The organism is Salinispora tropica CNB-440 (genome assembly GCF_000016425.1).
Taxonomy (GTDB): domain Bacteria; phylum Actinomycetota; class Actinomycetes; order Mycobacteriales; family Micromonosporaceae; genus Micromonospora; species Micromonospora tropica.
The window spans coordinates 4,770,151-4,792,545 of record NC_009380.1 but is presented as its reverse complement, the minus strand read 5'-3'; the positions used below and the strand labels follow the sequence as shown (position 1 = coordinate 4,792,545).

Below are 22,395 nucleotides of genomic sequence, written 5' to 3'. Positions count from 1 at the left end.
CAGTCCACGCCATGCTCACGACAGTGGTGTTCGACGCGGATGAAACCCTGCTCGACCTGCGCCCGGCGATGACCGGCGGGCTGCTGGCCGTCCTCGACGAGATGCGTCGGTTGACCCCGGCGGCGGTCGCGGTGTCGCTCGCGGACCTGGAGACCGACTGGTCCGTGGCCTTCACCGCGAACCCCGCCCGGTCGATGCTGGAGCTGCGACGGCTGGCGCTTGCCCGTTCGGTGTCCCGGGTCGGGCTCGACGTGCACCTGGACGACCTGCTGGCACTCTACTTCGCCCGGCGGTTCGCGCTGACCCGCCCCTTCCCGGATGTGCTGCCCGCGCTCGCAGCCCTGACGGAGAACTGGGCGGTGGGCTTCGCCACCAACGGCAACAGCCGCGCGGAGCGGTGCGGGCTCGCCGGGAGGTTCGCCTTCGAGGTGTACGCACACGAGAACGGGTTGCCGAAAAAGCCGGCACCGGAGTTCTACGCGGCGGTGGTCCAGGCGGCCGGGGTGCCGGCCGGGCAGGTGGTGTACGTCGGCGATTCGATCGCCCACGACGTGGTCGGGGCGCAGACCGCCGGGCTGCGTGCGGTCTGGCTCAACCGCGACGGCCGGCCCTGCCCGCCGGGGGTGTGGCCAGACGCGGAGCTGTCCACCTTGACGGATCTTCCGGGCGTCTTGGCTGCTCTTGTGGACGAAGAAGATCTTCGGGGCGCAATCGGAAAGCCCACTGGTGGAAACGCCGCTGGTGCTGTTCGATGACTGCCACGTCCCGCAACGAGAGGATCCGATGTGAGTAGACGCTTCACCGCTGGCGCGGTCGCTACCGTGACGGGCCTGGCGCTGACGGTCACGGGGCTGAGTGTCCCCGCCGGCGCCGCACCGAGTAGCAGCGAAACCTTCACTGTGGTCGCGGAGGACGGCGTCAGCGCCGAGGCGGCCCTGGCGGAGATCCAGGCAGCTGGGGGCGCCGTCGTAAACCGGATCGACGATGTCGGCGTGTTCCAGGTGACCAGCGACCAGGTGGACTTCAGCGATCGGATTGCCGAGGCCGACAACCTGATCGGTGCCGTCGAGCAGAAGGCCATTGGCCGCAAGCCCAAGCTGGACCCGGTGGAGCAGGAGGCGTTGCTGACCGCCATCAGCGGTAAGAGCTCCGGCAAGGACAAGGACAAGGGCAAGGGCTCCGGCGGCAAGGGCAAGGGGATGGACCCGCTGGACGACAAGCTGTGGGGCCTGGACATGATCCGTGCCGACAAGGCCCGCAAGAAGGAGCCCGGCGACCGGCGCGTCACCGTCGGCGTGCTGGACACCGGCGTCGACGCCAGCCACCCCGACATCGCACCGAACTTCAACTGGGCGTTGTCCCGCAACTTCGCGCCGGACATGCCCGAGGTCGACGGTGAGTGCGAGGTAGCGAGCTGCCTCGACCCGGTCGGCACCGATGACGGTGGCCACGGCACCCACGTGGCCGGCACCATCGGGGCCGCCGCCAACGGTTTCGGCCTCTCCGGGGTCGCGCCGAACGTCTCACTGGTGGAGCTGAAGGGCGGCCAGGACTCCGGTTACTTCTTCCTGGAGCCGGTGGTCCAGTCGTTGCTGCACGCGGGCCGGGCCGGCCTCGACGTGGTGAACATGTCCTTCTACGTCGACCCGTGGCTCTACAACTGCACCGCCAACCCGGCCGACTCGCCCGAACACCAGGCTGAGCAGCGGGCCATCATCAAGGCGATGAAGCGGGCGCTGAACTTCGCCCACAACCGGGGCGTCACCCTGGTCGGCTCCCTCGGCAACAACCACGAGGACCTGGGCGCCCCCAGGATCGACACGTCCAGCCCGGACTTCGGTGACACTCCGCCGTACCCGCGTGAGATCGACAACGACAGCTGCTGGGACCTGCCGGTGGAAGGGCCGCACGTGATCGGCGTCTCCGCCGTTGGCCCCTCGGGCAAGAAGGCCGCCTACTCCAACTACGGCACCGAGCAGATCGGCATCGCCGCGCCCGGCGGCTGGTTCCGCGACGGTTTCGGCACCGACACCTTCAGCACCTTCCCCAACCTGATCCTCTCCACCTACCCGGAGAAGGTGCTCAAGGAAGACGGACTGGTGGACGCGGACGGCAATATCGATCCGAGCGCCGAAGGGCTCGTCTTCAAGGAGTGCAAGAGCAACGGTGAGTGCGGCTACTACCGCTACCTCCAGGGCACCTCGATGGCGTCGCCGCACGCCTCGGGCGTGGCCGCGCTGATCGTCAGCAAGCACGGGAAGAAGCAGGGCCGCAACGGCTACGGTCTGGCCCCGGACCTGGTCGAGCAGCACCTCTACCGCACCGCCACCGAGCAGGCCTGCCCGAACCCGCGTCTACAGCAGTACCGCGACGAGGGCCGCGACGAGACCTACGACGCGTACTGCGACGGTGGGCGCAACTTCAACGGCTTCTACGGGTACGGCGTCATCGACGCGTACACGGCGGTAGCCACCCCGCTCAAGTCGCACGGCCGACGGTAGGGCCGATCCGAGCACGGGCCCGGCCGACCACCCGGTCGGCCGGGCCCTCCCGTGTCAGCGCAGCGCGTCGGCGACGGCGACGGCGGCCGTGCGGACCTGGACGCCGACCGTCTCGGTGTCCAACGGCGTCAGGGAGACCACACCCACGCTCGCCTCCAAACCCGGCACACCCAGCACGGGCGCGGCCACTCCGTGCGCCCCGGACTGCAACTCCCCGGCCGTGTCCACGGGTCCGGCCGCGCCGGCCCGGCCGGCGAGAATCGCCCGCCCTGCCGCCCCGCGCTCCAGCGGATGCCGCGCCCCGGTCCGGTACGCCACGTGCAGGGCCGTCCAGCTCGGCTCCACCACCGCCAGCGCGACGCCCTCACCGCCCTCGACCACGGTCAGGTGCGCGGTCGCGCCGGTCTGCTCGGCGAGTTGGCGCAGCGCCGGCAGCGCCCCCTCGGCGAGCAGCGGCTGGGCCCGTCGGGCCAGATTCAGCACCCCTACTCCGAGGCGGAGCCGGCTGTCGGCGTCCCGGCGCAGCAGGCCATGCGCGCTCAATGGCGCGACCAGCCGGTACACGGCGGCGCGCCCAATGCGCAGCCGGTCCGCCAGCTCGGTGACGGTCAACCCGCCCGGTGCGTCGGCGACCAGGTGTAGCAGGCGCAACCCCCGGTCCAGCGTCTGCGCGCTCTCGCCGCCACGCGGGGCCGACGGGTCGCTGTGTCCGGGGGTGGTATCCACGCCAGCAGCGTACGACCCGGCTCCCGGCGGCCTGGGGGAGCGGGGACGGATACCCTTGTCCAGTGACGCTACGCCTGTATGACACCGCCACCCATTCGGTGCGGGACTTCGTCCCGCGGGAAGCCGGCAAGGTGGGGATCTACCTGTGTGGTCTCACCCTCCAGGCACCGCCGCACATCGGTCACCTTCGGTCCGGCGTCAACTACGACGTGCTCCGCCGATGGTTGCTGGCGCACGGGCTCGAGGTCCGCTTCATTCGGAACCTGACCGACATCGACGACAAGATCCTGGTCAAGGCGGTGGAGCTGGACCTGCCGTACTGGTCGATCGCCTACGCCAACGAGCTGAAGCTGACCGCCGCGTACCGGGCGTTGAACGTGCTGCCCCCGACCTACGAGCCGCGAGCCACCGGGCACATCCCGGAGATGCAGCAGCTGATCGCGGAACTGATCGACGCCGGGCACGCCTACCCGGCCACCGACGGCTCCGGGGATGTCTACTTCGACGTGCACTCCTGGCCCGCGTACGGGGCGCTGTCCAACCAGTCTCCGGGCGACATGCAGCCCGCGGGCGACGCCCCCGACCGGTGCAAACGTGATCCGCGTGACTTCGCCCTGTGGAAGGGCGCCAAGCCCGGTGAGCCCGCCGACGCGTACTGGCCGTCGCCGTGGGGTCGGGGCCGGCCCGGCTGGCACATCGAGTGCTCGGCGATGTGCTGGCGCTACCTCGGAAGCGAGTTCGACATCCACGGCGGCGGGCTGGACCTGACCTTCCCGCACCACGAGAACGAACTCGCCCAGTCGCAGGCGGCCGGCCTGCCGTTCGCCCGTTACTGGGTGCATCACGGCCTGCTCAACATCGGCGGCGCGAAAATGGGCAAGTCCTGCGGTAACACCCTTGACCTAACGTACGTGGACTCGCTTGGGGTGCGTCCGGTGGAGCTGCGCTACTACTACACCGCCGCCCACTACCGGTCAGTGATCGACTACTCGGAGGACGCGCTGCGGGAGGCGGCCGTCGCGTACCGGCGGATCGAGGGCTTCGTGCAGCGGTCCACCGAGCGGGTCGGCGCCGGACAACCCGGTGTGGTGCCCGCGGCGTTCGCCGCCGCCATGGACGACGATCTGAACACCTCAGCGGCGCTCGCCGTGCTGCACGAGACGGTTCGGGACGGCAACACCGCGCTGACCGGCGGCGACGATGTGACCGTCCGCACCGCGCTCGGCCAGGTACGGGCGATGCTGGATATCCTCGGGGTCGATCCCCTCGACCCGGCGTGGAGTGCCGGCGGCGGCACGGACGACCTGGGCGCCGTGGTTGACTCGCTGGTGCAGCTGGCCCTGGAGCAGCGTGCGCAAGCGCGCAGCCGCAAGGACTGGTCCGCCGCCGACGCGATTCGCGACCAGCTCAAGCAGGCCGGCGTGGTGGTCGAGGACACCCCCCAGGGCCCCCGTTGGACTATTGGAGAGCAGGACTGATGGCCGGCAACTCGCAGCGCCGTAGCCGGCGGCTGACACCGAAGGCGGGTGCCCCGAAGGGCTCCGGCGGCAAGGGGCGGGACGCCCTTGCCGGGCGGGGCCGTACCCTGCCCGCCGACGAGCGACCGTGGCACAAGGCGTACTCGGGCACGGAGAAGCTGCCCCAGCGCACCGCCTGGAAGCAGGAGAAGGAGCGCCGGAGCGCGGCCGAGGAGGGGCGCGCCCCGAAGATCGGTACACCCGGCACGAAGGACACCACCTGGGGTAGGGGCGGCGGCCGGGGCGTCCCCACCAACAAGGGCGGCCGGGGCCGGCCAGCCGGTCGGAGCGGTGGCCCGCGGGTCGCCCCCGGTCGTCGGACGAACCCGGCGAAGGACGCCCCCGAGCTGTTGGTCGGCCGGAACCCCGTGCTCGAGTCACTGCGCGCGAACGTGCCGGCGATCGCCCTCTACGTGGCGCAGGGACTCAACACCGACGACCGGATCAGCGAGATCGTCCGTACCGCGGCGGACCGGGGTATCGCGATGCTGGAGGTCAGCCGCGCCGAGCTGGACCGGATGACCGGCGGCGTGTTGCACCAGGGCGTTGGCCTCCAGGTGCCGCCGTTCCGGTACGAGCCGTTCGAGGACCTGACCGCGGCAGCGCTGGAGCAGCCGGCCCCGCTGCTGGTGGCGTTGGACGGGGTCACCGACCCGCGGAACCTGGGTGCGGTGATCCGGTCGGCTGCCGCGTTCGGCGCGCAGGGGGTGTTCGTCCCCGAACGGCGGGCCGCCGGGATCACCGCGACCGCCTGGCGGACCAGCGCCGGTGCCGCCGCGCGGGTCCCGGTCGCCCAGGTCACAAACCTGACCCGGGCGCTGAAGGCGTGCAAGGACGCCGGCTTCGTTGTGGTCGGGCTGGACGCCGACGGGGAGACCGACCTGTACCACCTGGAAGCCGCTGTTGGCCCGCTCGTGGTGGTGGTGGGTTCCGAAGGGCGTGGCCTGTCCCGGTTGGTCGGCCAGACCTGTGACCTGACGGTCCAGATCCCGATGGTCTCCGATGTCGAGTCGCTGAACGCCAGCGTCGCGGCGGCCGTGACACTCGCCGAGGTGGCACGCCGCCGGGCCGCCGGGGTCTGAACCCCGTACACCGAGGGGGGCGGTCCGCGTCAGCGGACCGCCCCCCTCGCAGGTCAGGCTGGTGGGTATCTCAGATCCGGAGGCCGGTCTTCGAGTTGAAGATGTGGCTGCGTCCAGGCTGCGGCCGGACGAACACGGTGCCGCCCATGTTCGGCATGGTGCGCCGGTCGGTGCGGACCACGAACCGCTCGTTGGTGCCTTCCAGCGCGGCGTGGCCGTAGATGTTGGCGTCCGACCCGAGGTCCTCGACCAGCTCAACGGTGACCGGTAGGCCCCCCTCGGTCGGGCTGACCAGCTCACAGTCCTCCGGACGGAAGCCCACCACGATCTTGTCGCCGGCTCCCTCGGCGCGGGCCGCCTCGACCTGCTCGCGGGTGAGCGGGATGTGCATCTCGGCGAACTCGGCGCCCTTGTCGGTCAACGGCACGGTCTTGATGTTCATCGCCGGCGAGCCCATGAAGCCGGCGACGAAGACGTTGGCCGGGGTGTCGTAGAGCGCCCGCGGCGTGTCGACCTGCTGGAGTTCGCCGTCGAGCAGGACTGCCACCCGGTGCCCCATCGTCATGGCCTCGACCTGGTCGTGGGTGACGTAGACGGTGGTCACACCGAGCTTGGACTGCAGGGACGCGATCTGCGTACGGGTCTGCACCCGCAGCTTGGCGTCGAGGTTCGACAGGGGCTCGTCCATCAGGAAGACCTGCGGCTCGCGGACGATCGCCCGCCCCATTGCCACCCGCTGGCGCTGGCCGCCAGAGAGCGCCTTCGGCTTGCGGCCGAGGTACTCCTCCAGTTGGAGCAGCGTCGCCGCCTCCTTGACCCGCCGGTCGATCTCCGCCTTCGGCGTCTTGCGTAGCTTGAGGGCGAACGCCATGTTCTCGTACACCGACATGTGCGGGTAGAGGGCGTAGTTCTGGAAGACCATCGCGATGTCGCGGGCCTTCGGCGGCAGGTGGGTGACGTCCCGGTCGTCGATGGAGATCGAACCCTGGTCAACGTCCTCGAGCCCGGCGAGCATGCGCAGGCTGGTGGACTTACCGCAACCGGAGGGGCCGACCAGGACCAGGAACTCGCCGTCGCCGATCTCCAGGTCGAGCTGGTTGACGGCGGGCCGCTCGGTGCCCGGGTAGATCCGGGACGCCTTGGCGTAGGTAACCGTGGCCATGGGGGTGCTTCCTTTCACCGGCAGGAACGTGCCGGACGATCCGAGTGAAAGAGCGGGCCGGTCCGCAGCTGCGCCCGGCCCACGGGCGACGGGCGTCGACCGTGTCCCTGCACCGTAGATCGGTTTTCACCGCCTGCCAAGAACGGGAGTAGCTGGTGGGACCAGGGCCATACGCATAAGGGTCAAGCGGGCAGTGGCGGGCACGAAACGACAGCGTTCGTGACGTGCGACCGACGTTTGTCATGCAGGCAGGGCCTGCCGCGCAGGAAATCTGGATGTCGGTCGCTATGCTGGCCTCGGCAACACGCCCCTGTAGCTCAGCTGGACAGAGCACTCGCCTTGTAAGCGAGATGTCGCCGGTTCGATCCCGGCCGGGGGCTCCAGTTCCATCCGGCATTCCACGACGGGTGCCGTTGTGCATCGCCGGATTGACAGCAACGCTGACAGCAACGAGGTCACGGCAACCTCCACCGAACGCCCCTTGGTGGTCGGTGCCCTGGATCAGCTACGCCTGCGCATCAGGGGTTCGGCGGTGGGGCAAGGCGCTAGCCGACTGAACTAACGCCTGATCTAGGGAAGTTTGTCGGGTTTGCGCCTTTGTGGGTGCTTTGTCGGTTTAGCTCAGGATGATTGCTACCACCTGCCTGGTAGCCGGGGAGCCCACCACTCTGCCCCTGGTGGTTCCACTCCTCGTCCATGCCGGGGGAAAGGGACACCGACGTTGCCATGACTCATCAACACCATGAACCCAAACCCCACCGGACAGGCGTACGCCGGGTCAGGCCGCTGTGGTGGGTGCTCGGGCTGACCGGCCTGGTCCTCACCCTCGTCGGCGTCGCCGTCTCGCCAGCCACCGATGCTCTTGTCCGCATCCGCGCCGTGGCCGGTGACCGGATCGCCGCCGATGGCCACCGCGACGGCGGTAGGTCCGAGGACCGGGGCAAGAGCGTGGAGGAGAGGAGAGCGAAGCCGACGGGAACCCCCGTCCCCTGCGGCGCGGAGGCGCTGATCGCCGCGATCACCCTCGCCAACGCCCGCGACGGTGCCACCCTCGACCTTGCCGAGGACTGTACCTACCTGCTCACCGTCGGCATCGACGGTGCCGGCCTGCCCGCCATCACCGCCCCCATCACCCTCAACGGTGCCAAGAGCACCGCCATCGAACGCGCCGCAACCGCCGACCCGTTCCGCATCCTCATCGTCGACACCGGCGGTGACCTTACCCTCAACAGATTGACGATTACTGGTGGGCGCACCCTGGCGGGCATCCCGGGGGGTGGTGTCCTCGTCAACGCCGGCGGCCGGCTGACCGCCCGGCACAGCGCGATCGTCCGCAACATATCCGGTGGGTCCAGCGGCGGCATCGCCAACCTTGGCATCACTGCCGTCGAGGAGTCGACGGTCACCGGCAACACCGCCGCGCTGGGGGGTGGCGGCATCTTCAACGCAGGGCGGCTCACCGTCTCGAAAACTCGATTCACCGACAACAGCGCCCTTGACGTCGGCGGCGCGATTGGCACCGGGGAGGACGGGACCGCCGAGGTGCGGGACAGCACCTTCATCCGGAACCGTGCTCGTGCCGGTGGGGGAATCGGCGACTTCCGCGCCATCACCACCATCGTCAACTCCACCTTCGCCGACAACCACGCCAGCGTCGCCGCCGGCGGCATCTTCGCCGAGGGGCAGTTGACCATGCGGAACGTCACCGTCGTCAACAACGGCGGCATCCAGCAGGCCGGCGGCGTCAACGTGCAGAACAGCCTCGGCGAATCCGCCGCGGTCATCGAAGACAGCAAGATCATCGAGAACACCACGAACGGCCTCGCCGGAGGGATATTCAATGTTCTGGCACCGACGGTGCTCCGAAATGTCACGGTAGCGGCGAACCACGCTGCCCTCGGCGGCGGTGTGTACAACCTCGCCAACAGCACGGTCACCCTCTACAACACCTCGGTCGAAAAGAACACCGCCATCACCGACGGCGGCGGGATCTTCAACGCCCCCGGCGGCGTGGTTGTCCTCAACCCGGCCACCGGCACAGTGGTGACCAAGAACCGGCCGAACAACTGCGTCAACGTCCCCGACTGCCCGGGCTGAAATACGTCGCGGCGCACGGTAGAAATCAGGGCGGGTCGTTCGTCGTAGGGGTCAGCCACCCGGCGCGGTTGGCTGACGAGGCGAAGAAGGTGGGCAGATGAAGTACCTGATGCTGGTGTGTGTCAACCGGCCGGCCGACGAGGGAGCGGGCGACCTCGGCCGTCCCGTCGGTGCCGCACCGGACGAGATGGACGTTGACACCTGGGTCGAGGAGATGGACGGCCGAGGCGTACGGCTGCTGGGCGAGGCGATCCGTCCGGGAAGCGACTCGACGACGGTTCGCGTACGCGATGGCAAGGTCCTGCTCACCGATGGGCCGTACGCCGAGACGAAGGACGTGATCGCCGGTTTCGACGTACTCGACTGCGCCAACCTCGACGAGGCGGTGGAGGTCGCGTCGAAGCACCCGATGGCGCGGAGCAATGTGGTCGAGCTGCGGCCGTTCTGGGAGTAGGACTGAGCACCGACATTGAGGCGGGCCGGGTCAGCGTGGCGGTCGCCACCGCCTACGCCGACGACTGGGGGCGGATCGTTGCCATGCTGATCCGGCTCGCCGGGGACTGGGAGCTGGCGGAGGAGTGCGCCCAGGACGCGTTCACCGCGGCGCTCACGCGCTGGCCGACGGAGGGGATACCGGACCGTCCCGGGGGATGGCTCGCCACCACGGCCCGCAATCGCGCAGTGGATCGGCTTCGTCGCTCCGCCGTGGAGGCCGGGAAGCTGCGCGACGTGTCCCGGCTGGGGGAGCCGGCCCCGGTCGGCTACTTTCCCGACGAACGCCTCGAGCTGATGTTCACCTGCGTGCACCCGGCGCTTACCGGCGAGGCGCAGGTCGCGCTCATGCTGCGCTACCTCGCCGGGCTCCGGACAGCGGAGATCGCCCGAGCTTTCCTGGTGTCGGAGCACACCATGGGGCAACGGCTGTTCCGTGCGAAGAGCAAGATCCGCCATGCCGGGATCCCGTTCCGGGTCCCGCCGGCCCAGCTGCTGCCGGAGCGACTGTCGGCCGTGCTCTCGGTGCTCTATCTGCTGTTCAACGAGGGCTACGCGGCGACGGCCGGCTCGAACCTCGTGACGGCCGGTCTCTCCGCAGAGGCGATCCGGCTGGCCCGACTCCTCACCACCCTTATGCCGGCTGAGCCCGAAGCCCGCGGACTACTCGCGCTCATGCTGCTGCACGACGCCCGCCGCCCGTCCCGGGTCGACGAGCGTGGCGACCTCGTCACCCTGGCCGACCAGGACCGTTCGGCCTGGGACCACCCCCAGATCGCCGAAGCGGTCGCCCTACTCGAGCAGGCACTGGCCCAGCGCCGCCCCGGCGTCTACCAGGTGCAGGCGGCGATCGCTGCGGTCCACGCCGAGGCACCCGAGGCGGCGGCGACCGACTGGCCGCAGATCGTCGGACTGTACGCGCAACTCGTCCGCCTGGCACCCACCCCGGTCGTCGAGCTCAATCGGGCGGTGGCGGTGGCGATGGCCGACGGGCCCGGAGCCGGACTGGCATTGGTGGATCGCCTGGCCGCCACTGGAGTGCTCAACGACTACTACCTGCTGCCGGCGACCCGGGCCGACCTGCTGCGTCGGCTGGGGCGACACGCCGAGGCGGCGGCCGCCTACCGTCGGGCGCTCGATCTGTGCGGGACCGACGCCGAGCACCGATACCTGCTCCGGCGCCTGTGCGAGGTGTCGGCACCCACCTCGTGGGAAAGCCGTCCAGGGTCGGCCAGATAGCCTGCGCTCTCCTCCGAGTGGCCGTCCTGCCGGCTACGCGGACAGTAGCAGCGGCATCGTCAGCACATACGCCGCGAGCAGCACCGAGCCTTCCGGACGGGTGAGTGAATAGCTCCGGCGGAGCAGCATCCACGCCGCCACCGCGGTCAGGCCCATCACCAGGACGAGTGCGATGTTGGTGCCGGGAACGGTGGTCGGCGCAGCGAAGGCGATCACGGCGCCGCCGGCGAGGCTGTTGAACAGATTGGAGCCGAACAGGTTGCCCACGAGCAGGTCCGACTCCCCCTGCCGCTGGGCCTGGATCGTGGTGACCAGCTCCGGCAGCGAGGTGCCCACCGCGACCAGGGTCATCCCGATGACCAGCTGGGGGACCCCCAGGTCGGTGGCGATGGCGGCGGCGTTGACGACCAGCAGCTGCGCCCCGGCCAGGACCCCGACGAGGCCGAGGACGGTGCGGACCGGCTCCCACCGGGCCGGCCGTTGGCGCGGCGTCGGCTCGGTGCGACCACCCGGGCCGACCCCGGCGACGTTGTCGCTCTCCACATGGTCGACCACGTCCCGGGCCAGGGGGGCGGCTTCGCCCTCGCCCGCCCACCGGACCAGTAGCCACAGCGCGCCAGCGGCGGCGATCAGCAGCACCGCACCGGCTACGACGTTCAGGCCGGTCCAGGCCAGGAGGCCGAAGAGCAGCACCGCGCCGACCGCGAGCCGCGCCTCACGGTAGATCACCGTCGACTTCACGGTGACCTTGGCGACCAGTGCGGCGACGCCGAGGACCATGGTCAGGTTGAGAATGTTGGAGCCCGCGATGTTGCCCATGGCGATGCTCGTGTCGTCTCGGGCCGCAGCCACTCCGGAGACCAGCAGCTCCGGTGCCGAGGTGCCGAGACCGATCACCACGACGCCGACGACGACGGGTCTGATCCGCAACCGGTGGGCGAGCCGCGACGCGCCGAGCACGAGGTGGTCGGCAGCCACGGTGAGCAGCAGCAGACCGGCGACGGCGAGGAGAATTCGGATCAGCATGATGCGCTCATGTACGGCGTTGTCCTCGCTATCCCGTCGACCGGCGCCCGGCGTACCGGAGCCCAACCTACTGCCCTGGTCGACTCGTGCGGGGTGTGGGCGGCGAACAAGTCGGCGTGTCCCGACGGCGGCCCCCGGATTTTGGCTGCGGCATCACGCTCCTTCTCCGGTACGGCGGCGATGTGACCCGATCCGGCCGGTTGCGGAGGGAACTAGGCTCGGAGCTGTGATCGAGGCGGTGTTGTGGGACGTCGACGACACCCTCTTCGACTTCTCTGGCTCGGACCGGCGGGCGTTGTCGCAGCACTTCCAGGCGGAGGGTCTATCCGCCTCAGCGACGTCGTTCGAGCGTTGGCAGCGGGCCACCGAGGCTGCCTACGGTCGGTTGGCTGCTGGGGAGCTTACGTACGAGGAGTGTCAGCGACAGCGGGTCAGTGGGTTCCTGGGGCGGACGCCGGACGACGTGGAGGCGGACGCGTGGCTCCGGCGCTACACCGCGCTGTTCGAGCACGCGTGGACGGCGTTCCCGGACGTCACGGCGGCCCTTGCGGCGCTGCCGCACCGGCACGGGATCCTGTCCAACTCCAGCACCACGCATCAGGAGCGCAGACTGACCGCCCTGGGATTGCGGCACCACTTCGAGGTGCTGCTGTGTTCGGACCGACTTGCCCGGGCGAAGCCGGATCCCTCGGCGTTCCTGGCCGGCTGCGGATCCCTCGGGTTGCCGCCGGAAGCGGTCGCCTACGTGGGTGACCAGTTGGACACGGACGCAGTGGCCGCTCGCGACGCGGGACTGGTCGGAATCTGGCTGGATCGCGCACGATCCACAGTGCCGGTGCCGGTGGGTGTGCACCGGATCCCGAGCCTCGCTGATCTCCCCCGGCTGCTTGCCTCGCTGAGTGGATGAATGAGCCACGGGTTGTCCCGCCTATGATCGGAGCCCTCGTAGTGTCGTTTGAACTCCAGCCCGTCCTGACCAGCGACCTGATTGCCGTACGGCCACTGCGGCCGGCGGATTTCGATGAGCTGTTCGCTGTCGCCGCTGACCCGCTGTTGTGGGAACAGCATCCGCAGCCAGACCGGCACCAAAAGGATATTTTTCGTGCCTTCTTCCTGGATGCTCTCGCCTCCGGAGGCGCGTTGGCAGTGGTCGACACCAAGGACCTCCGTCTGATCGGATCATCTCGATATCACGGCTATAGCCTGGATCGTCGCGAGGTCGAAATTGGTTGGACCTTTCTCGCGCGTTCCCACTGGGGTGGGGTTTACAACAAGGAGCTCAAGCGGCTCATGCTGGATCACGCTTTTCGGTTCGTCGATACCGTCATTTTTCTTGTCGGTCCGGCGAATCTTCGTTCTCGGCGCGCGGTGGAGAAGCTCGGCGGGGTCCTGGCCGAGCCCGGCCAGAACAGGGCTGGTGCGCCTCACGTGCGCTACCGGATTGAGGCCGTTAGGTGGTGGGGTGAGCGTGAAGGTGCCGGCGGACCGAGCGGCGTCGGAAGTCTGGGCTGATGGTGGCAGGGTGAAAACGGGCTAGTCCTTCGGTTGGTCCACTCCTGTGCTCGCCGGTACTGATTCATCCCTTCTGTACTTGTTGACGGGTGTGGAGGTGTTGGGCGAGCGGTTATGGGCAGTAGCGCAATCGCAAGGGATGACTGAGGGGGCATGGAGATTCTCGAATTCGACTCGTACGACGACGGGGTGGTGAACTCCGAGTTGGCCGTGACCAACGCTACCCACGCGGCTTTCCTGCCGCTGTGCACCGATGGCCCTCGCTTCATCGATCTCGATGTCATTCGAGACGTGTCGCTGTAGCTATGCGAGCCGGCGCGAACGACCGCGTCGCCCACTCAACATGTCCGCTTGAGGTAGTGGCGCACCGGGTGCCCGGTGGTGAATCCCGCGGATTCGTACAGGGCCTGCGCCGACGTGTTGTCTTCCGCGGTGGCGAGCGCTACCCGGATCACGCCGGCAGCCTCCGCATCCGAGATGACCCGGTCGACCAGTGCGCGCCCTACTCCTGAACCGCGCGCCTGGGGCGCGACAAAGAGGTCGTTGAGGGTCCACACCGAAGCCAACGAGACGGACGAGAATGTGGGGTACACCTGACTGAACCCAATCGGGCCCTCCTCGGCCCGTGCGACGTAGAGGATGGACTCCTGGCGTGCCTGTCGGGCACGCAGGAATCCCACCGCCGCCGGGCGAGTGTTCGGCCGCTGGTAGAAGTCGAGGTAACTGAGAAACAGATCGATGACGTCGTTGACGTTGGCTTCGCGCCAGACATTGTGGTCCGGTCGCGTACCTGGTAACCGTGGAAGGTGGGGGTTCGGCGTCGGGCCGGCTGCCTCAGCTGCGCGAACGACGACGCAGTAGCTGTCGTAAGCTGTCGGGTAGGTCCTCGACCTCGGTCAGGGCGGGCAGTAGCTCCGGCTCGTTCAGGTAGGCGTGGAAGACCGCCGCGATTGTTATGCCGTGGGCCGGCCGGTCGACGACAGAAACGGAATCTCCGGCTTGCACCTCTCCCGGCTTGACGACGCGCAGATAGGTGCCAGGCCGGTTTTCCCGGGTGAACGTCTTCACCCACTGCGGCTCGGCCATCTTGGCCTGGAAAGTGGCGCACGGAACACGACCAAACGTCGGCTGAAGTTCCAGACTGTCGCCGATGCGCCAGGTCTCGCCGATGACCGCGCCGTTGACATCAACGCCAACCGTGGTCAGGTTCTCGCCGAAGATCCCGCCCGGAAGCACGCGGTCAAGTCGGGCTTCCCACCAGTCGTAGTCCTCGCGGGCGTACGCGTACACGGCCTGGTCGTCACCGCCGTGGTTCTCGATGTCGAAGATCTGGTCGCCTACCAGGCCACTGTGGAGACCGGTGGTTTTCGGTCCGGGAGCACGGACCGGCACAGGCCTGTCCACTGGCTGCTTGTTGATGCCGGTGACCCCGACTCGCTTCGCGGTGCTGTGTTCCGGGACCGCCAGGTTGACCGAGAGGATGCTGCCCATGGGCAGCAACCTATCGGTCGTCCGTGCGTGGAGCAAAGGAATCTTTCTGGCGCGGTCTACGGCGCAGCTTCCAGTACGACGACGGGGATTTCGCGGGTGGTCTTGGCTTCGTATTCCGCGAAGCCCGGATAGGCGGTCTTCTGCGCGGTCCAGATCCGCTCCCGCTCGTCACCGGCGGCGACTCTGGCCACCAGGTCGATCGTGTCCGTGCCGATCTCCGCCTTGACGCGCGGGTGGGTGCGCAGGTTGTGGTACCAGTCGGGGTGGCTGGGGGCACCGGCCTTGGAGGCGAACACGGCGTAGCCGTTGTCCACCTTCTGGTACATCATCGGGTTCAAGCGAGGCTGGCCGCTCTTGGCACCCACGGTGTGCAACAGGAGGAGTGGCGCGCCTGCGAACTGGCCGCCGACCTGCCCGCCGTTGTCGCGGAACTCTTTGATGATTCTGTCGTTCCAGTCGTTCATGATCTCTCCTTGCTCGCGTACCGGCCCATTATCGTCAATCTGGCAACCCCGCAGTGTCATCCGTTGGGCTACCATCCACCCGATATGCGAGAGCTGATGGTGCCGACCGCAGCGTCCGGGTGTCTGTTCGGGCTGGCCTATGGTGACGCGTTGGGCGGACCGACCGAGTTCATGTCGGTCCCGGACATCCGTGCCCGCTACGGGCCCGGCGGCCCGCGCGAGTTGGCGGGCGACCCCGCACCGGTTACCGACGACACCCAGCTGACCCTGGCGGTCGGGATGGCGCTGGTGAGTGCGCCCATGCCGACAGCCAAGGTGCTGGAGCCGCTGCTTCGGGAGCGGTTCGTGCAGTGGGCGGCGAGTCCCGACAACAACCGCGCACCCGGAATGACCTGCCTGCGTGCCTGCGGGGACCTTGCCCTCGGCAAGCCGTGGATCCACGCCACGGTGATCGAGTCCAAGGGCTGTGGCGCGAACATGCGGGTCGCGCCGGTCGGACTCGTCGCCGACTACGACCTGGACACCCTCGCCGGGGTGGCGCAGTTGCAGGCCGCGATGACCCATGGGCATCCCACCGCGCTCGCGGCCAGTGAGCTGACGGCATACGCCGTACGGCTGCTTCGCGACGGTGCGGAGCTGCCAGCCCTGCCCGCGTTGCTGCAAGCCCGGGCCCACGACCAGCGCACCGTCTACCGCGACGAGTGGTTGGGTGTGCTGTGGCAGCAGGCCGGCGTCGCTCACCCCGCCGACTACCTTGCCCGAGGTTGGGACGAGTGCCGGCACGTACTCGATCGGCTCGATCTCGCGCTCACCTCCGCCGACGACGGCGCGGACGCCTGCCGGCTCACCGGTGCCGGTTGGATCGCCGAAGAGGCCCTGGCCACGGCACTCTTCTGCGCGATTCGGCATGCCGACGATCCGGTATCCGCCCTGGCCCGCGCCGCTACCACCTCCGGGGACTCCGACTCCATCGCCTGTCTGACCGGCGCATTCCTCGGTGCCGCCTTCGGAATGGCCGTGTGGCCCGAGTCCTGGCGTGATCAGATCGAGTACGCGGGTGAACTCGCCGCGATGGGCGAAGCCTGGGACTGATTCCCAGCTCGTGATCAGCGGGCAGAATCCGCGCCGCTCACGTATCCTATTTTTGATGATCGATCAATCTGTGCGTCAGTATTCTGTCGTGCCTGTATCAACCAGGAGGCGGGGCGCCTCATGTTTTCAGCGATGACGTAGGGAATCGGTAGGAGTCGCCACCTGGCGTCGGGCCTCTGCGGTGCCGGCCCCATTCTCGGCGTTCAGCCCCGTGGCTACTCCTCACCGGCTCCGAGCGCCAGCGCGGCTGACTCGTCCAGCTGAGAGGAAGAACCGGCATGCACACCGTCGACCTCGCCCCCCGATCTCGGCCCAACGCCAACACCACGTGCACCCACCAGCCGACGTGTCCCGCCGCGAGCGCGGTCGACCACGAGGCGGCGCGCATCATCGCCTCCCATCCGGAGCAGGGCTGGAGCCTGCGCTGCAACGGCGTGATCGTCTTCGACGACACCGGTGAGTTGATGCCCGACAACAGCCCGGTAGCGCCGCATCGCGGTCCGGCTCGGCACTGGGAGAGGCACAGCGGAGTCTGACTCGGATGCCGCTGACGCGTGGCCTACGGCTTGGTCACGCGGTCGGGACCCAAAACCGAAGCTTCCCGTTGCGTTGGTCCGCGAAGACTCCGCCGTTGCGCTCGATCACCTTTCGGGATGCGACGTTGTCCACGTCGCACGTCACCAGGGCAGACCTGATGTCCAGGTGGTACGCCACGGGTAGTGCGGCAGCCAGCATCGCGGTGGCGTGGCCCTGGTGCCGGCCGGTTGGGCGCACGTCGTAGCCGATGTGACCGGCGACCTCCCGCAGGTACGGGGTCAGGCGATGTCGAATCGCGAGGCGACCGAGGTAGGTGTCGTCCTGGATCCACCACAGCGTCGTCGACGGCACGTGCCCGTCCGGGCGCGGTGAATCCTCGAGAGTCTGGTTCCGTACCCAGTCGACGTACGTGGCGAATCCGGCGGGAGTCGACCAGCGGCGCGTGAACGTGCGCAGCTCAGACCCGATCATGCTCTGATCATCCGCGCTGCCGCGTCCCTCGGCGCGGAACTCGGCCATGGCGGCGACGAACGATTGGTGTACCCGTACGGTGGGCAGGCTCAGTTCGGGCATGGCGATATCGATATCGAACCGGACGCGTCGGCGCACCCGTATTTCGGCGTGGTGCTACCCGTTGGGGGCGGGGTCGCGCGGGTCGGATGGCCCGGGTCGGGTGTGTTTTTTGGCGCCTACTGTCCCATGCATGAGCGAACAGCCTGGATGCGTCGCATGACGGGCTGATAGGTCGCCGAGTCGGTGGGCTGACCCGCCGCGGCGCAGCTGCGGCCCCCTCGAGCGGCAGCTGCCCCACCGGATTCCGGGAGTACCGCCACGGTCGTGCCACTGGTCGATCCCGCCACCTGTGTGCGGAGCCCGGTTGCCCGTACGCTCCGATGTGGCTCTTTGCGCCCGTGGCCGGCTGACCAGGCCCGATCCGGTGGGCGGGAGTAGTCCCGTGGTCTGTAGCGATGCCACCGGCGTCGGTGGCGACAACAGGAGGATGAGATGGCAGACGGATTGGTGATGACCTCCGGCCAGCGGATCGGGGTGCTGGCCGATGCGTGGGGTGGGTCCCTGGCGCGGGAGGTCGCCCTGGTCGTCGGTGGGGCCGCTCTCGTCGGTGCCGCCGCGCAGGTGTCGGTGACGATTCCCGGGTCTCCGGTCCCCGTCACCGGGCAGACCTTCGCGGTGCTTCTGGCCGGGACGGCGCTCGGGTCGGCCCGCGGGGTGGCGAGCATGCTGTTGTACGTGGTGGCGGGGGTGTTGGGGGTGCCGTGGTTTGCCGACGGCACGCACGGTTGGCCGTCGGTGACCGCGGGTTACCTGCTGGGCTTTGTGGTGGCCGCGGCGGTTGTCGGCCGGCTGGCCTCGGCCGGGGCGGACCGGCGGCCATGGCGCATGTTCGGGCTGATGGTGTTCGGGAACGTGGTGATCTATGCGGTTGGTGTTCCCTGGCTGATGGTTGCTGTCGGGATGGACGTGCCGACCGCGCTCCTGCTGGGCCTCGTTCCGTTCCTGCTGGGCGACCTTCTCAAGGCCCTGCTCGCTGCTGGTCTGCTACCTGGCTTGCGGCGCCTGGTACGGCTCCCGTAACGCCTGCGTCGATATCACGAACAGGGCGTCCCTCGTTGTGCATGCGTGTCCGGGAAATCATGGGGCCTATCCACCGCCCCGCTGACGGCTACCTGCGCACCTAGCGTGGCTCCACGTGACGAGGGAAGGGGCATCGCACGCGACAGGGGACATCGCCGGCTTGGCGATGTCCCCTGTCGCGGACGGTAGTGCTACTCGATGACGCCCTGCGCGCCATGACCTACTCGGGCGATCCGGGTGCCGGCCAGTCGGTCTTCGTCGCCCGTCGACGATCGCCGCGTTGCTGGTCTACTTGGCTCGGTCCGCTGTGGCAACTTCAGTAATTCGTCCGAGCCTCACCCGTACTGTGACCTCACGAGCCGCTCGGATCCGGAGTTCGCTCACGGCCTACCCTTCGAGTGGAGTTGTCGCGACGACGATGGTGCTGATCAGAGCGGCGTGCCAACAAATGGCGTCGGCTGGTTATGCCGGTACCGCGGTGACCACGAGGTTGTCGCGATACCGGCGGGCATCGGCGTCGAATGGCCCGCCGCAGGTTATGAGGGTCAGGCGTTGGTCGCCGTCACGGGCGAAGTACCGGTCCAGCGGAATTGTGGTCTTCTGGTACTCCTCCCGGGCGATCACGCGGTAGTCGCGTTCCTGGCCGTCGCTGCCGGTCACCGTCAGCGTGTCGCCCTGGTCCAACTCCTTGAGCCGGAAGAACGCGCCTTCGCCCTGAGTGGAGCTGTCGACGTGACCGGCGATCACCACGGAGCCCGCCGGCGCCTCCAGCCCCGGGCCGTAGCGGTACCAGCCGACCTGGTCGACGCTCGGCGGCACTTCGAACTCACTGGTCTGTGGGTTGATGCCGACGGCGTTCACGGTGGCGGTCACTCCGATCGTCGGAATCCGCAGGCCGACCGGCGGAACAACCTCCGTGCCGGTCGGCAGGTCACCCGTGTTCACCGGCACCTGCGATCGGCTGCCAGCAGTGGAGGGAGAGGTACTGGCGAGGGCAGCCACCTCATCCGCGCCGACGTCCGCCGCGGGCCGGAAGGTGTAGGCGACCAGCGCGGCGACGGCGAGGGCGGCGGCGCCGGCGGCCACCGCCGCCAGCGCCCCGCGGTTGCGCACCGTCACCGGCTGGTCCTCCGGGCGATCGCGACCCGAGCACCCCCGCCGACCAGCAGGAGGGCACCGGTGCCGGCCAGCAGGTACAGCCAGGTGCTCGTGCCCGTGTCGGCCTGGCCGCCGTTGCCGCTGGGGACCCCCGCCGGAGCCGAGTGCAGGCCGGTGATCGTCTGCGCCACGACCTCGAGGTTGCTCGCGTCGGCCGAGCCGATCGCGTAGACGATCGTCGCGGTGCCCTCGCTCAGGTCCAGGTCCGCCGGGCCGATCGCGACGGTCTCGGTGCCGGCGAGCACGACGTCAGCGCTGACGCTGCCCGCGTCCACATCCGCCTTGGCCTCGTTCGGGTTCGTCAGCTCCGTGAAGACCGGAGTGCCGCCGGCCCGTACGTCCACCGCCGGAGCGGCGGCGGTGTGCCGGACGATCAGCCGGGACTTGCCGGCCTCCACCTTCGACGTGTCGTTGACGAACGGCGTGATCTTCGGCTGGCCGCTGGCGTCCAGGTGGGCGGCGATGCTGATGTTGGCTCCGCCCGGAACCTGGGCGTCATCGACCGTGAGGATCGCGCTGTCCACCGGCTCACCCGGCTTGGTCAGGGCGATGTCGTACGCGCCCTCCTTCAGTTCCAGCGGGCCCGCTACCTCACCGGGAGCGAAGTTGTCCAGCGTCTTCTCCCCATTGACGTACACGTCAACCGGGGTGTCCGGGATGCCGTGGACCACCGAGACATCGGCCGTCGCCGCGTAAGCCGGGGTCGCGGTGAGTGCGCCGACTCCGACGAACGTCAGCGCGGCGACCGCGCCGCCCGCGGCGACCCGGCGAAAGTATGAGAGCTGCATGTCTGCCTCCTGGTGATTGGTGCTGATTGGTCAGGCTCGGCTTACGAAACGGGTTACGTCCGCTCCACACGAGCTGGATGCGGCCGGAGGGAACTTTGTTTTTTTCGTCGCCACCGCATCCGCGCGGGCCTCCGCAGACGAAGAGCCCTACGAACGACAGGACTAGGGGAGTGAGGCGAGGGCTGTGGGGGTTACAGTCAGGCATGCCCCACAGAAGGCGAGCCGTCCGTTGACGGCGGCGGACGTCCAGGAGCCCCCGGGCCCACCGGAGGACGATCTGGCTGCCCGCTTCCGCTCCGGCGATGAGGCGGCGCTGCGAGAGGCGTACGACCGGTTTGGTCGAGCGGTGCTGCACCTGGCCGTGAGCACGCTGTCGAACCGCAGCGATGCCGAGGATGTGACGCAGGCGACGTTCGTAGCCGCATGGCTGGGGCGGGACACCTTCGACCCGACGAAGGGGTCGCTGATCGGCTGGCTGCTCGGCATCGGTCGGCGAAAGGTGATCGATCGAATGCGGGCTACCGCCCGGGAGCACCGGGTGGTCGAGACGGTTCGTCAGCTTCCTGACCCCACCCCGAGTCGCTCGGACCCAGACACTGTGGTCGATCGACTGGTGGTGGCCGACGAGCTGGCGCGTCTCCCCGGCGAGCAACGACGCATGCTGGAGTTGGCGTTCTTCGACGACCTGACCCACCATCAGATAGCGACCATGACCGGCGTGCCACTCGGCACGGTGAAGAGTCACATCCGGCGCGGCATGCAGTGCCTGAAACGCAGATGGGAGGTGGACGGTGCAACACATGGACCACGACCGGCTGGTCTTTCTGGCGCTCGGTGAGAGCGAGCCGGACAACGGAGAGCGCGCCTACCTCGAGGGCTGCGGGCACTGCCGAACCGAGTTGGAGAACCTTCGGCGCGTCGCCGACCTGGGGGCCGAGGGGCAGGACCTGCACGACCTACCCGACCCGCCCGATCACCTGTGGCAGGGCATCGTGGCGGAGATCCGGGCGGCCGAGACGCTGCCCACGCTCGTGGAGACACGCCGGTCGTCGGCCGTCCCCAACCTCCCCGACTCCGACGACGCACCCGCGCGGGTGTTGGTGCCCCCGGCCCACAAGCGGGTCCGGTGGGCGGGCTGGATGACGACCGTCGCGACCGCGGCGGCGGCCGCGGTCCTCGGCGTGGTGGGCACCGTAGCCGTGCTGGGCGAGACAGAACCCGCACCAGTGCCGACGCAGCAGCAGACAGTCCGGGCCAGCGCGTCGCTCACGGCGTACGGTCCGACCCCGCCAGAGGTGAACGGCGCGGCCCAGGTCTTCGGCAACGGTCAACTCCACCTGCATGTGGCGAATCTTCCCGACGTGTCGGGTTACTACGAGGTGTGGCTGATCGACCCCGAAACCATGGAGATGTTCTCGGTCGGGGTGCTCGGTGGCGACACCGACGCGCTGCTGCCGCTGCCCCCAAACGCCGACATCGAGCGGTACTCGGTGGTTGACGTCTCCGCCGAGCGGTACGACAACAACACGGCCCACTCCGGCGACAGTCTGGTGCGGGGCACCCTGACGGGCTGATCAGTCCGGGGCGCCCCGCTGGCCCCGGCCTCGCCCGGCTTGCCACCGGCGAACGGCGGCCCTCGTGTCGGCCGACTGGTACGCGACGACGGGTAGATGCTGCCGCCGTCCCGACACAGCACGTGGGCGCACTCGCCGGGGCCGTGTTGGGCCGCCGTTGTCGGTGTCCGCGGCGCAGCTGCCTAGCCGTCCCGCGGTGGGCAGCGTGCTCCGATAAAGGGCTCGAGTAGACTGGTTCCGCGGCCCTTCCAGCATGGCGACCGGGTTCGATGCCCACGTCGCACGCCGCGACCGATTCGGTCAGCGCCGGGCGGGACGGCCCCCCTTCAACCTTCGGAGCCTTC

Annotated in this window: 23 protein-coding genes, 1 tRNA gene and 2 pseudogenes; 17 read left to right on the top strand and 9 right to left on the bottom strand. The window is 68.9% G+C overall.

What is annotated here, in order from left to right; all coding sequences use genetic code 11:
* Positions 1–11: 11 nt before the first annotated feature.
* Both STROP_RS21310 and STROP_RS21305 read left to right on the top strand, forming a co-directional pair.
* Positions 12–789 (top strand): annotated as a pseudogene (locus tag STROP_RS21310) (HAD family hydrolase).
* Positions 786–2,501, top strand: a complete 1,716-nt coding sequence (locus tag STROP_RS21305) for a S8 family serine peptidase (RefSeq protein ID WP_012015416.1) — start codon at positions 786–788, stop codon at positions 2,499–2,501. Before STROP_RS21310 ends, STROP_RS21305 begins: the two are co-directional and overlap by 4 nt.
* Positions 2,502–2,555: 54 nt before the next feature.
* On the opposite strand, the gene STROP_RS21300 is transcribed toward STROP_RS21305, so the two are convergent.
* A complete protein-coding gene (locus STROP_RS21300) occupies positions 2,556–3,227 on the bottom strand; it encodes an IclR family transcriptional regulator (protein ID WP_012015415.1) in 672 nt (223 codons plus the stop codon).
* 62 nt (positions 3,228–3,289) lie between these two features.
* Between STROP_RS21300 and cysS the strand changes: the two genes are divergently transcribed.
* Both cysS and rlmB read left to right on the top strand, forming a co-directional pair.
* Positions 3,290–4,705 carry a cysteine--tRNA ligase gene (cysS, locus tag STROP_RS21295; RefSeq protein ID WP_012015414.1) on the top strand — a complete coding sequence of 472 codons (1,416 nt, stop codon included), beginning with the start codon at positions 3,290–3,292 and terminating at the stop codon, positions 4,703–4,705.
* Positions 4,705–5,826, top strand: a complete 1,122-nt coding sequence (gene rlmB, locus STROP_RS21290; RefSeq protein WP_012015413.1) for a 23S rRNA (guanosine(2251)-2'-O)-methyltransferase RlmB — start codon at positions 4,705–4,707, stop codon at positions 5,824–5,826. The genes cysS and rlmB overlap by 1 nt, the downstream gene beginning before the upstream one ends.
* Before the next feature lie 70 nt (positions 5,827–5,896).
* Here rlmB and STROP_RS21285 read toward each other — a convergent pair whose 3' ends face one another.
* Positions 5,897–6,988 carry an ABC transporter ATP-binding protein gene (locus tag STROP_RS21285; RefSeq protein WP_012015412.1) on the bottom strand — a complete coding sequence of 364 codons (1,092 nt, stop codon included), beginning with the start codon at positions 6,986–6,988 and terminating at the stop codon, positions 5,897–5,899.
* 306 nt (positions 6,989–7,294) lie between these two features.
* Here STROP_RS21285 and STROP_RS21280 point away from each other — a divergent pair.
* From STROP_RS21280 to STROP_RS21265, 4 genes are all read left to right on the top strand, one after another.
* Positions 7,295–7,371, top strand: a tRNA-Thr gene (locus STROP_RS21280).
* 343 nt (positions 7,372–7,714) lie between these two features.
* Positions 7,715–9,085: an autotransporter outer membrane beta-barrel domain-containing protein gene (locus STROP_RS21275; protein ID WP_043535524.1), complete on the top strand. Its 1,371-nt coding sequence runs from the start codon at positions 7,715–7,717 to the stop codon at positions 9,083–9,085.
* Positions 9,086–9,182: 97 nt separating this feature from the next.
* Positions 9,183–9,539, top strand: coding sequence for a YciI family protein (locus STROP_RS21270; protein ID WP_012015410.1), 357 nt, complete (start codon positions 9,183–9,185; stop codon positions 9,537–9,539).
* A gap of 83 nt (positions 9,540–9,622) precedes the next feature.
* The gene (locus STROP_RS21265) at positions 9,623–10,816 is read left to right on the top strand and encodes an RNA polymerase sigma factor (protein ID WP_029126856.1); all 1,194 of its coding nucleotides are present in this window, start codon (positions 9,623–9,625) and stop codon (positions 10,814–10,816) included.
* A gap of 33 nt (positions 10,817–10,849) precedes the next feature.
* On the opposite strand, the gene STROP_RS21260 is transcribed toward STROP_RS21265, so the two are convergent.
* Entirely contained in the window at positions 10,850–11,842 is a 993-nt protein-coding gene (locus STROP_RS21260; RefSeq protein ID WP_026275283.1) for a calcium/sodium antiporter, read from the bottom strand.
* 9 nt (positions 11,843–11,851) lie between these two features.
* Between STROP_RS21260 and STROP_RS25290 the strand changes: the two genes are divergently transcribed.
* The 4 genes and pseudogenes from STROP_RS25290 to STROP_RS25285 all read left to right on the top strand — a co-directional run.
* Positions 11,852–12,028: a hypothetical protein gene (locus STROP_RS25290; RefSeq protein ID WP_155244318.1), complete on the top strand. Its 177-nt coding sequence runs from the start codon at positions 11,852–11,854 to the stop codon at positions 12,026–12,028.
* Between the two features lie 40 nt (positions 12,029–12,068).
* Positions 12,069–12,749 carry an HAD family hydrolase gene (locus STROP_RS21255; RefSeq protein ID WP_012015407.1) on the top strand — a complete coding sequence of 227 codons (681 nt, stop codon included), beginning with the start codon at positions 12,069–12,071 and terminating at the stop codon, positions 12,747–12,749.
* 41 nt (positions 12,750–12,790) lie between these two features.
* Positions 12,791–13,354 (top strand): GNAT family N-acetyltransferase, encoded by a 564-nt coding sequence (locus STROP_RS21250; protein ID WP_187151557.1) that lies wholly within the window; start codon positions 12,791–12,793, stop codon positions 13,352–13,354.
* A gap of 153 nt (positions 13,355–13,507) precedes the next feature.
* Positions 13,508–13,657: pseudogene (locus STROP_RS25285) on the top strand (hypothetical protein); the annotation flags it as partial.
* 35 nt (positions 13,658–13,692) lie between these two features.
* Here STROP_RS25285 and STROP_RS21240 read toward each other — a convergent pair.
* From STROP_RS21240 to STROP_RS21230, 3 genes are all read right to left on the bottom strand, one after another.
* Positions 13,693–14,094 carry a GNAT family N-acetyltransferase gene (locus STROP_RS21240; protein WP_187151637.1) on the bottom strand — a complete coding sequence of 134 codons (402 nt, stop codon included), beginning with the start codon at positions 14,092–14,094 and terminating at the stop codon, positions 13,693–13,695.
* A gap of 94 nt (positions 14,095–14,188) precedes the next feature.
* Positions 14,189–14,845: an MOSC domain-containing protein gene (locus tag STROP_RS21235; protein WP_012015404.1), complete on the bottom strand. Its 657-nt coding sequence runs from the start codon at positions 14,843–14,845 to the stop codon at positions 14,189–14,191.
* Between the two features lie 56 nt (positions 14,846–14,901).
* Positions 14,902–15,309, bottom strand: coding sequence for a nitroreductase family deazaflavin-dependent oxidoreductase (locus STROP_RS21230; RefSeq protein WP_012015403.1), 408 nt, complete (start codon positions 15,307–15,309; stop codon positions 14,902–14,904).
* A gap of 84 nt (positions 15,310–15,393) precedes the next feature.
* Between STROP_RS21230 and STROP_RS21225 the strand changes: the two genes are divergently transcribed.
* Together STROP_RS21225 and STROP_RS21220 are read left to right on the top strand one after the other, a co-directional pair.
* Complete coding sequence (locus STROP_RS21225; protein ID WP_028566215.1) at positions 15,394–16,401, top strand: ADP-ribosylglycohydrolase family protein; 1,008 nt, start codon at positions 15,394–15,396, stop codon at positions 16,399–16,401.
* A 278-nt stretch (positions 16,402–16,679) separates the two neighbouring features.
* Positions 16,680–16,937, top strand: coding sequence for a DUF5999 family protein (locus STROP_RS21220; protein ID WP_012015401.1), 258 nt, complete (start codon positions 16,680–16,682; stop codon positions 16,935–16,937).
* Between the two features lie 34 nt (positions 16,938–16,971).
* On the opposite strand, the gene STROP_RS21215 is transcribed toward STROP_RS21220, so the two are convergent.
* Positions 16,972–17,511: a GNAT family N-acetyltransferase gene (locus STROP_RS21215; RefSeq protein WP_026275942.1), complete on the bottom strand. Its 540-nt coding sequence runs from the start codon at positions 17,509–17,511 to the stop codon at positions 16,972–16,974.
* Between the two features lie 432 nt (positions 17,512–17,943).
* Between STROP_RS21215 and STROP_RS21210 the strand changes: the two genes are divergently transcribed.
* Entirely contained in the window at positions 17,944–18,531 is a 588-nt protein-coding gene (locus STROP_RS21210) for a biotin transporter BioY (protein ID WP_012015399.1), read from the top strand.
* A 462-nt stretch (positions 18,532–18,993) separates the two neighbouring features.
* On the opposite strand, the gene STROP_RS21205 is transcribed toward STROP_RS21210, so the two are convergent.
* Together STROP_RS21205 and STROP_RS21200 are read right to left on the bottom strand one after the other, a co-directional pair.
* The gene (locus STROP_RS21205; protein ID WP_012015398.1) at positions 18,994–19,650 is read right to left on the bottom strand and encodes a class F sortase; all 657 of its coding nucleotides are present in this window, start codon (positions 19,648–19,650) and stop codon (positions 18,994–18,996) included.
* Positions 19,647–20,477 (bottom strand): DUF4397 domain-containing protein, encoded by an 831-nt coding sequence (locus tag STROP_RS21200; RefSeq protein WP_012015397.1) that lies wholly within the window; start codon positions 20,475–20,477, stop codon positions 19,647–19,649. The genes STROP_RS21205 and STROP_RS21200 overlap by 4 nt, the downstream gene beginning before the upstream one ends.
* A 229-nt stretch (positions 20,478–20,706) precedes the next feature.
* Here STROP_RS21200 and STROP_RS21195 point away from each other — a divergent pair, with 229 nt between their 5' ends.
* Both STROP_RS21195 and STROP_RS21190 read left to right on the top strand, forming a co-directional pair.
* Positions 20,707–21,315: an RNA polymerase sigma factor gene (locus STROP_RS21195; protein WP_018831131.1), complete on the top strand. Its 609-nt coding sequence runs from the start codon at positions 20,707–20,709 to the stop codon at positions 21,313–21,315.
* Entirely contained in the window at positions 21,269–22,051 is a 783-nt protein-coding gene (locus STROP_RS21190; protein ID WP_012015395.1) for an anti-sigma factor, read from the top strand. Before STROP_RS21195 ends, STROP_RS21190 begins: the two co-directional genes overlap by 47 nt.
* The last annotated feature ends 344 nt before the right edge of the window (positions 22,052–22,395 follow it).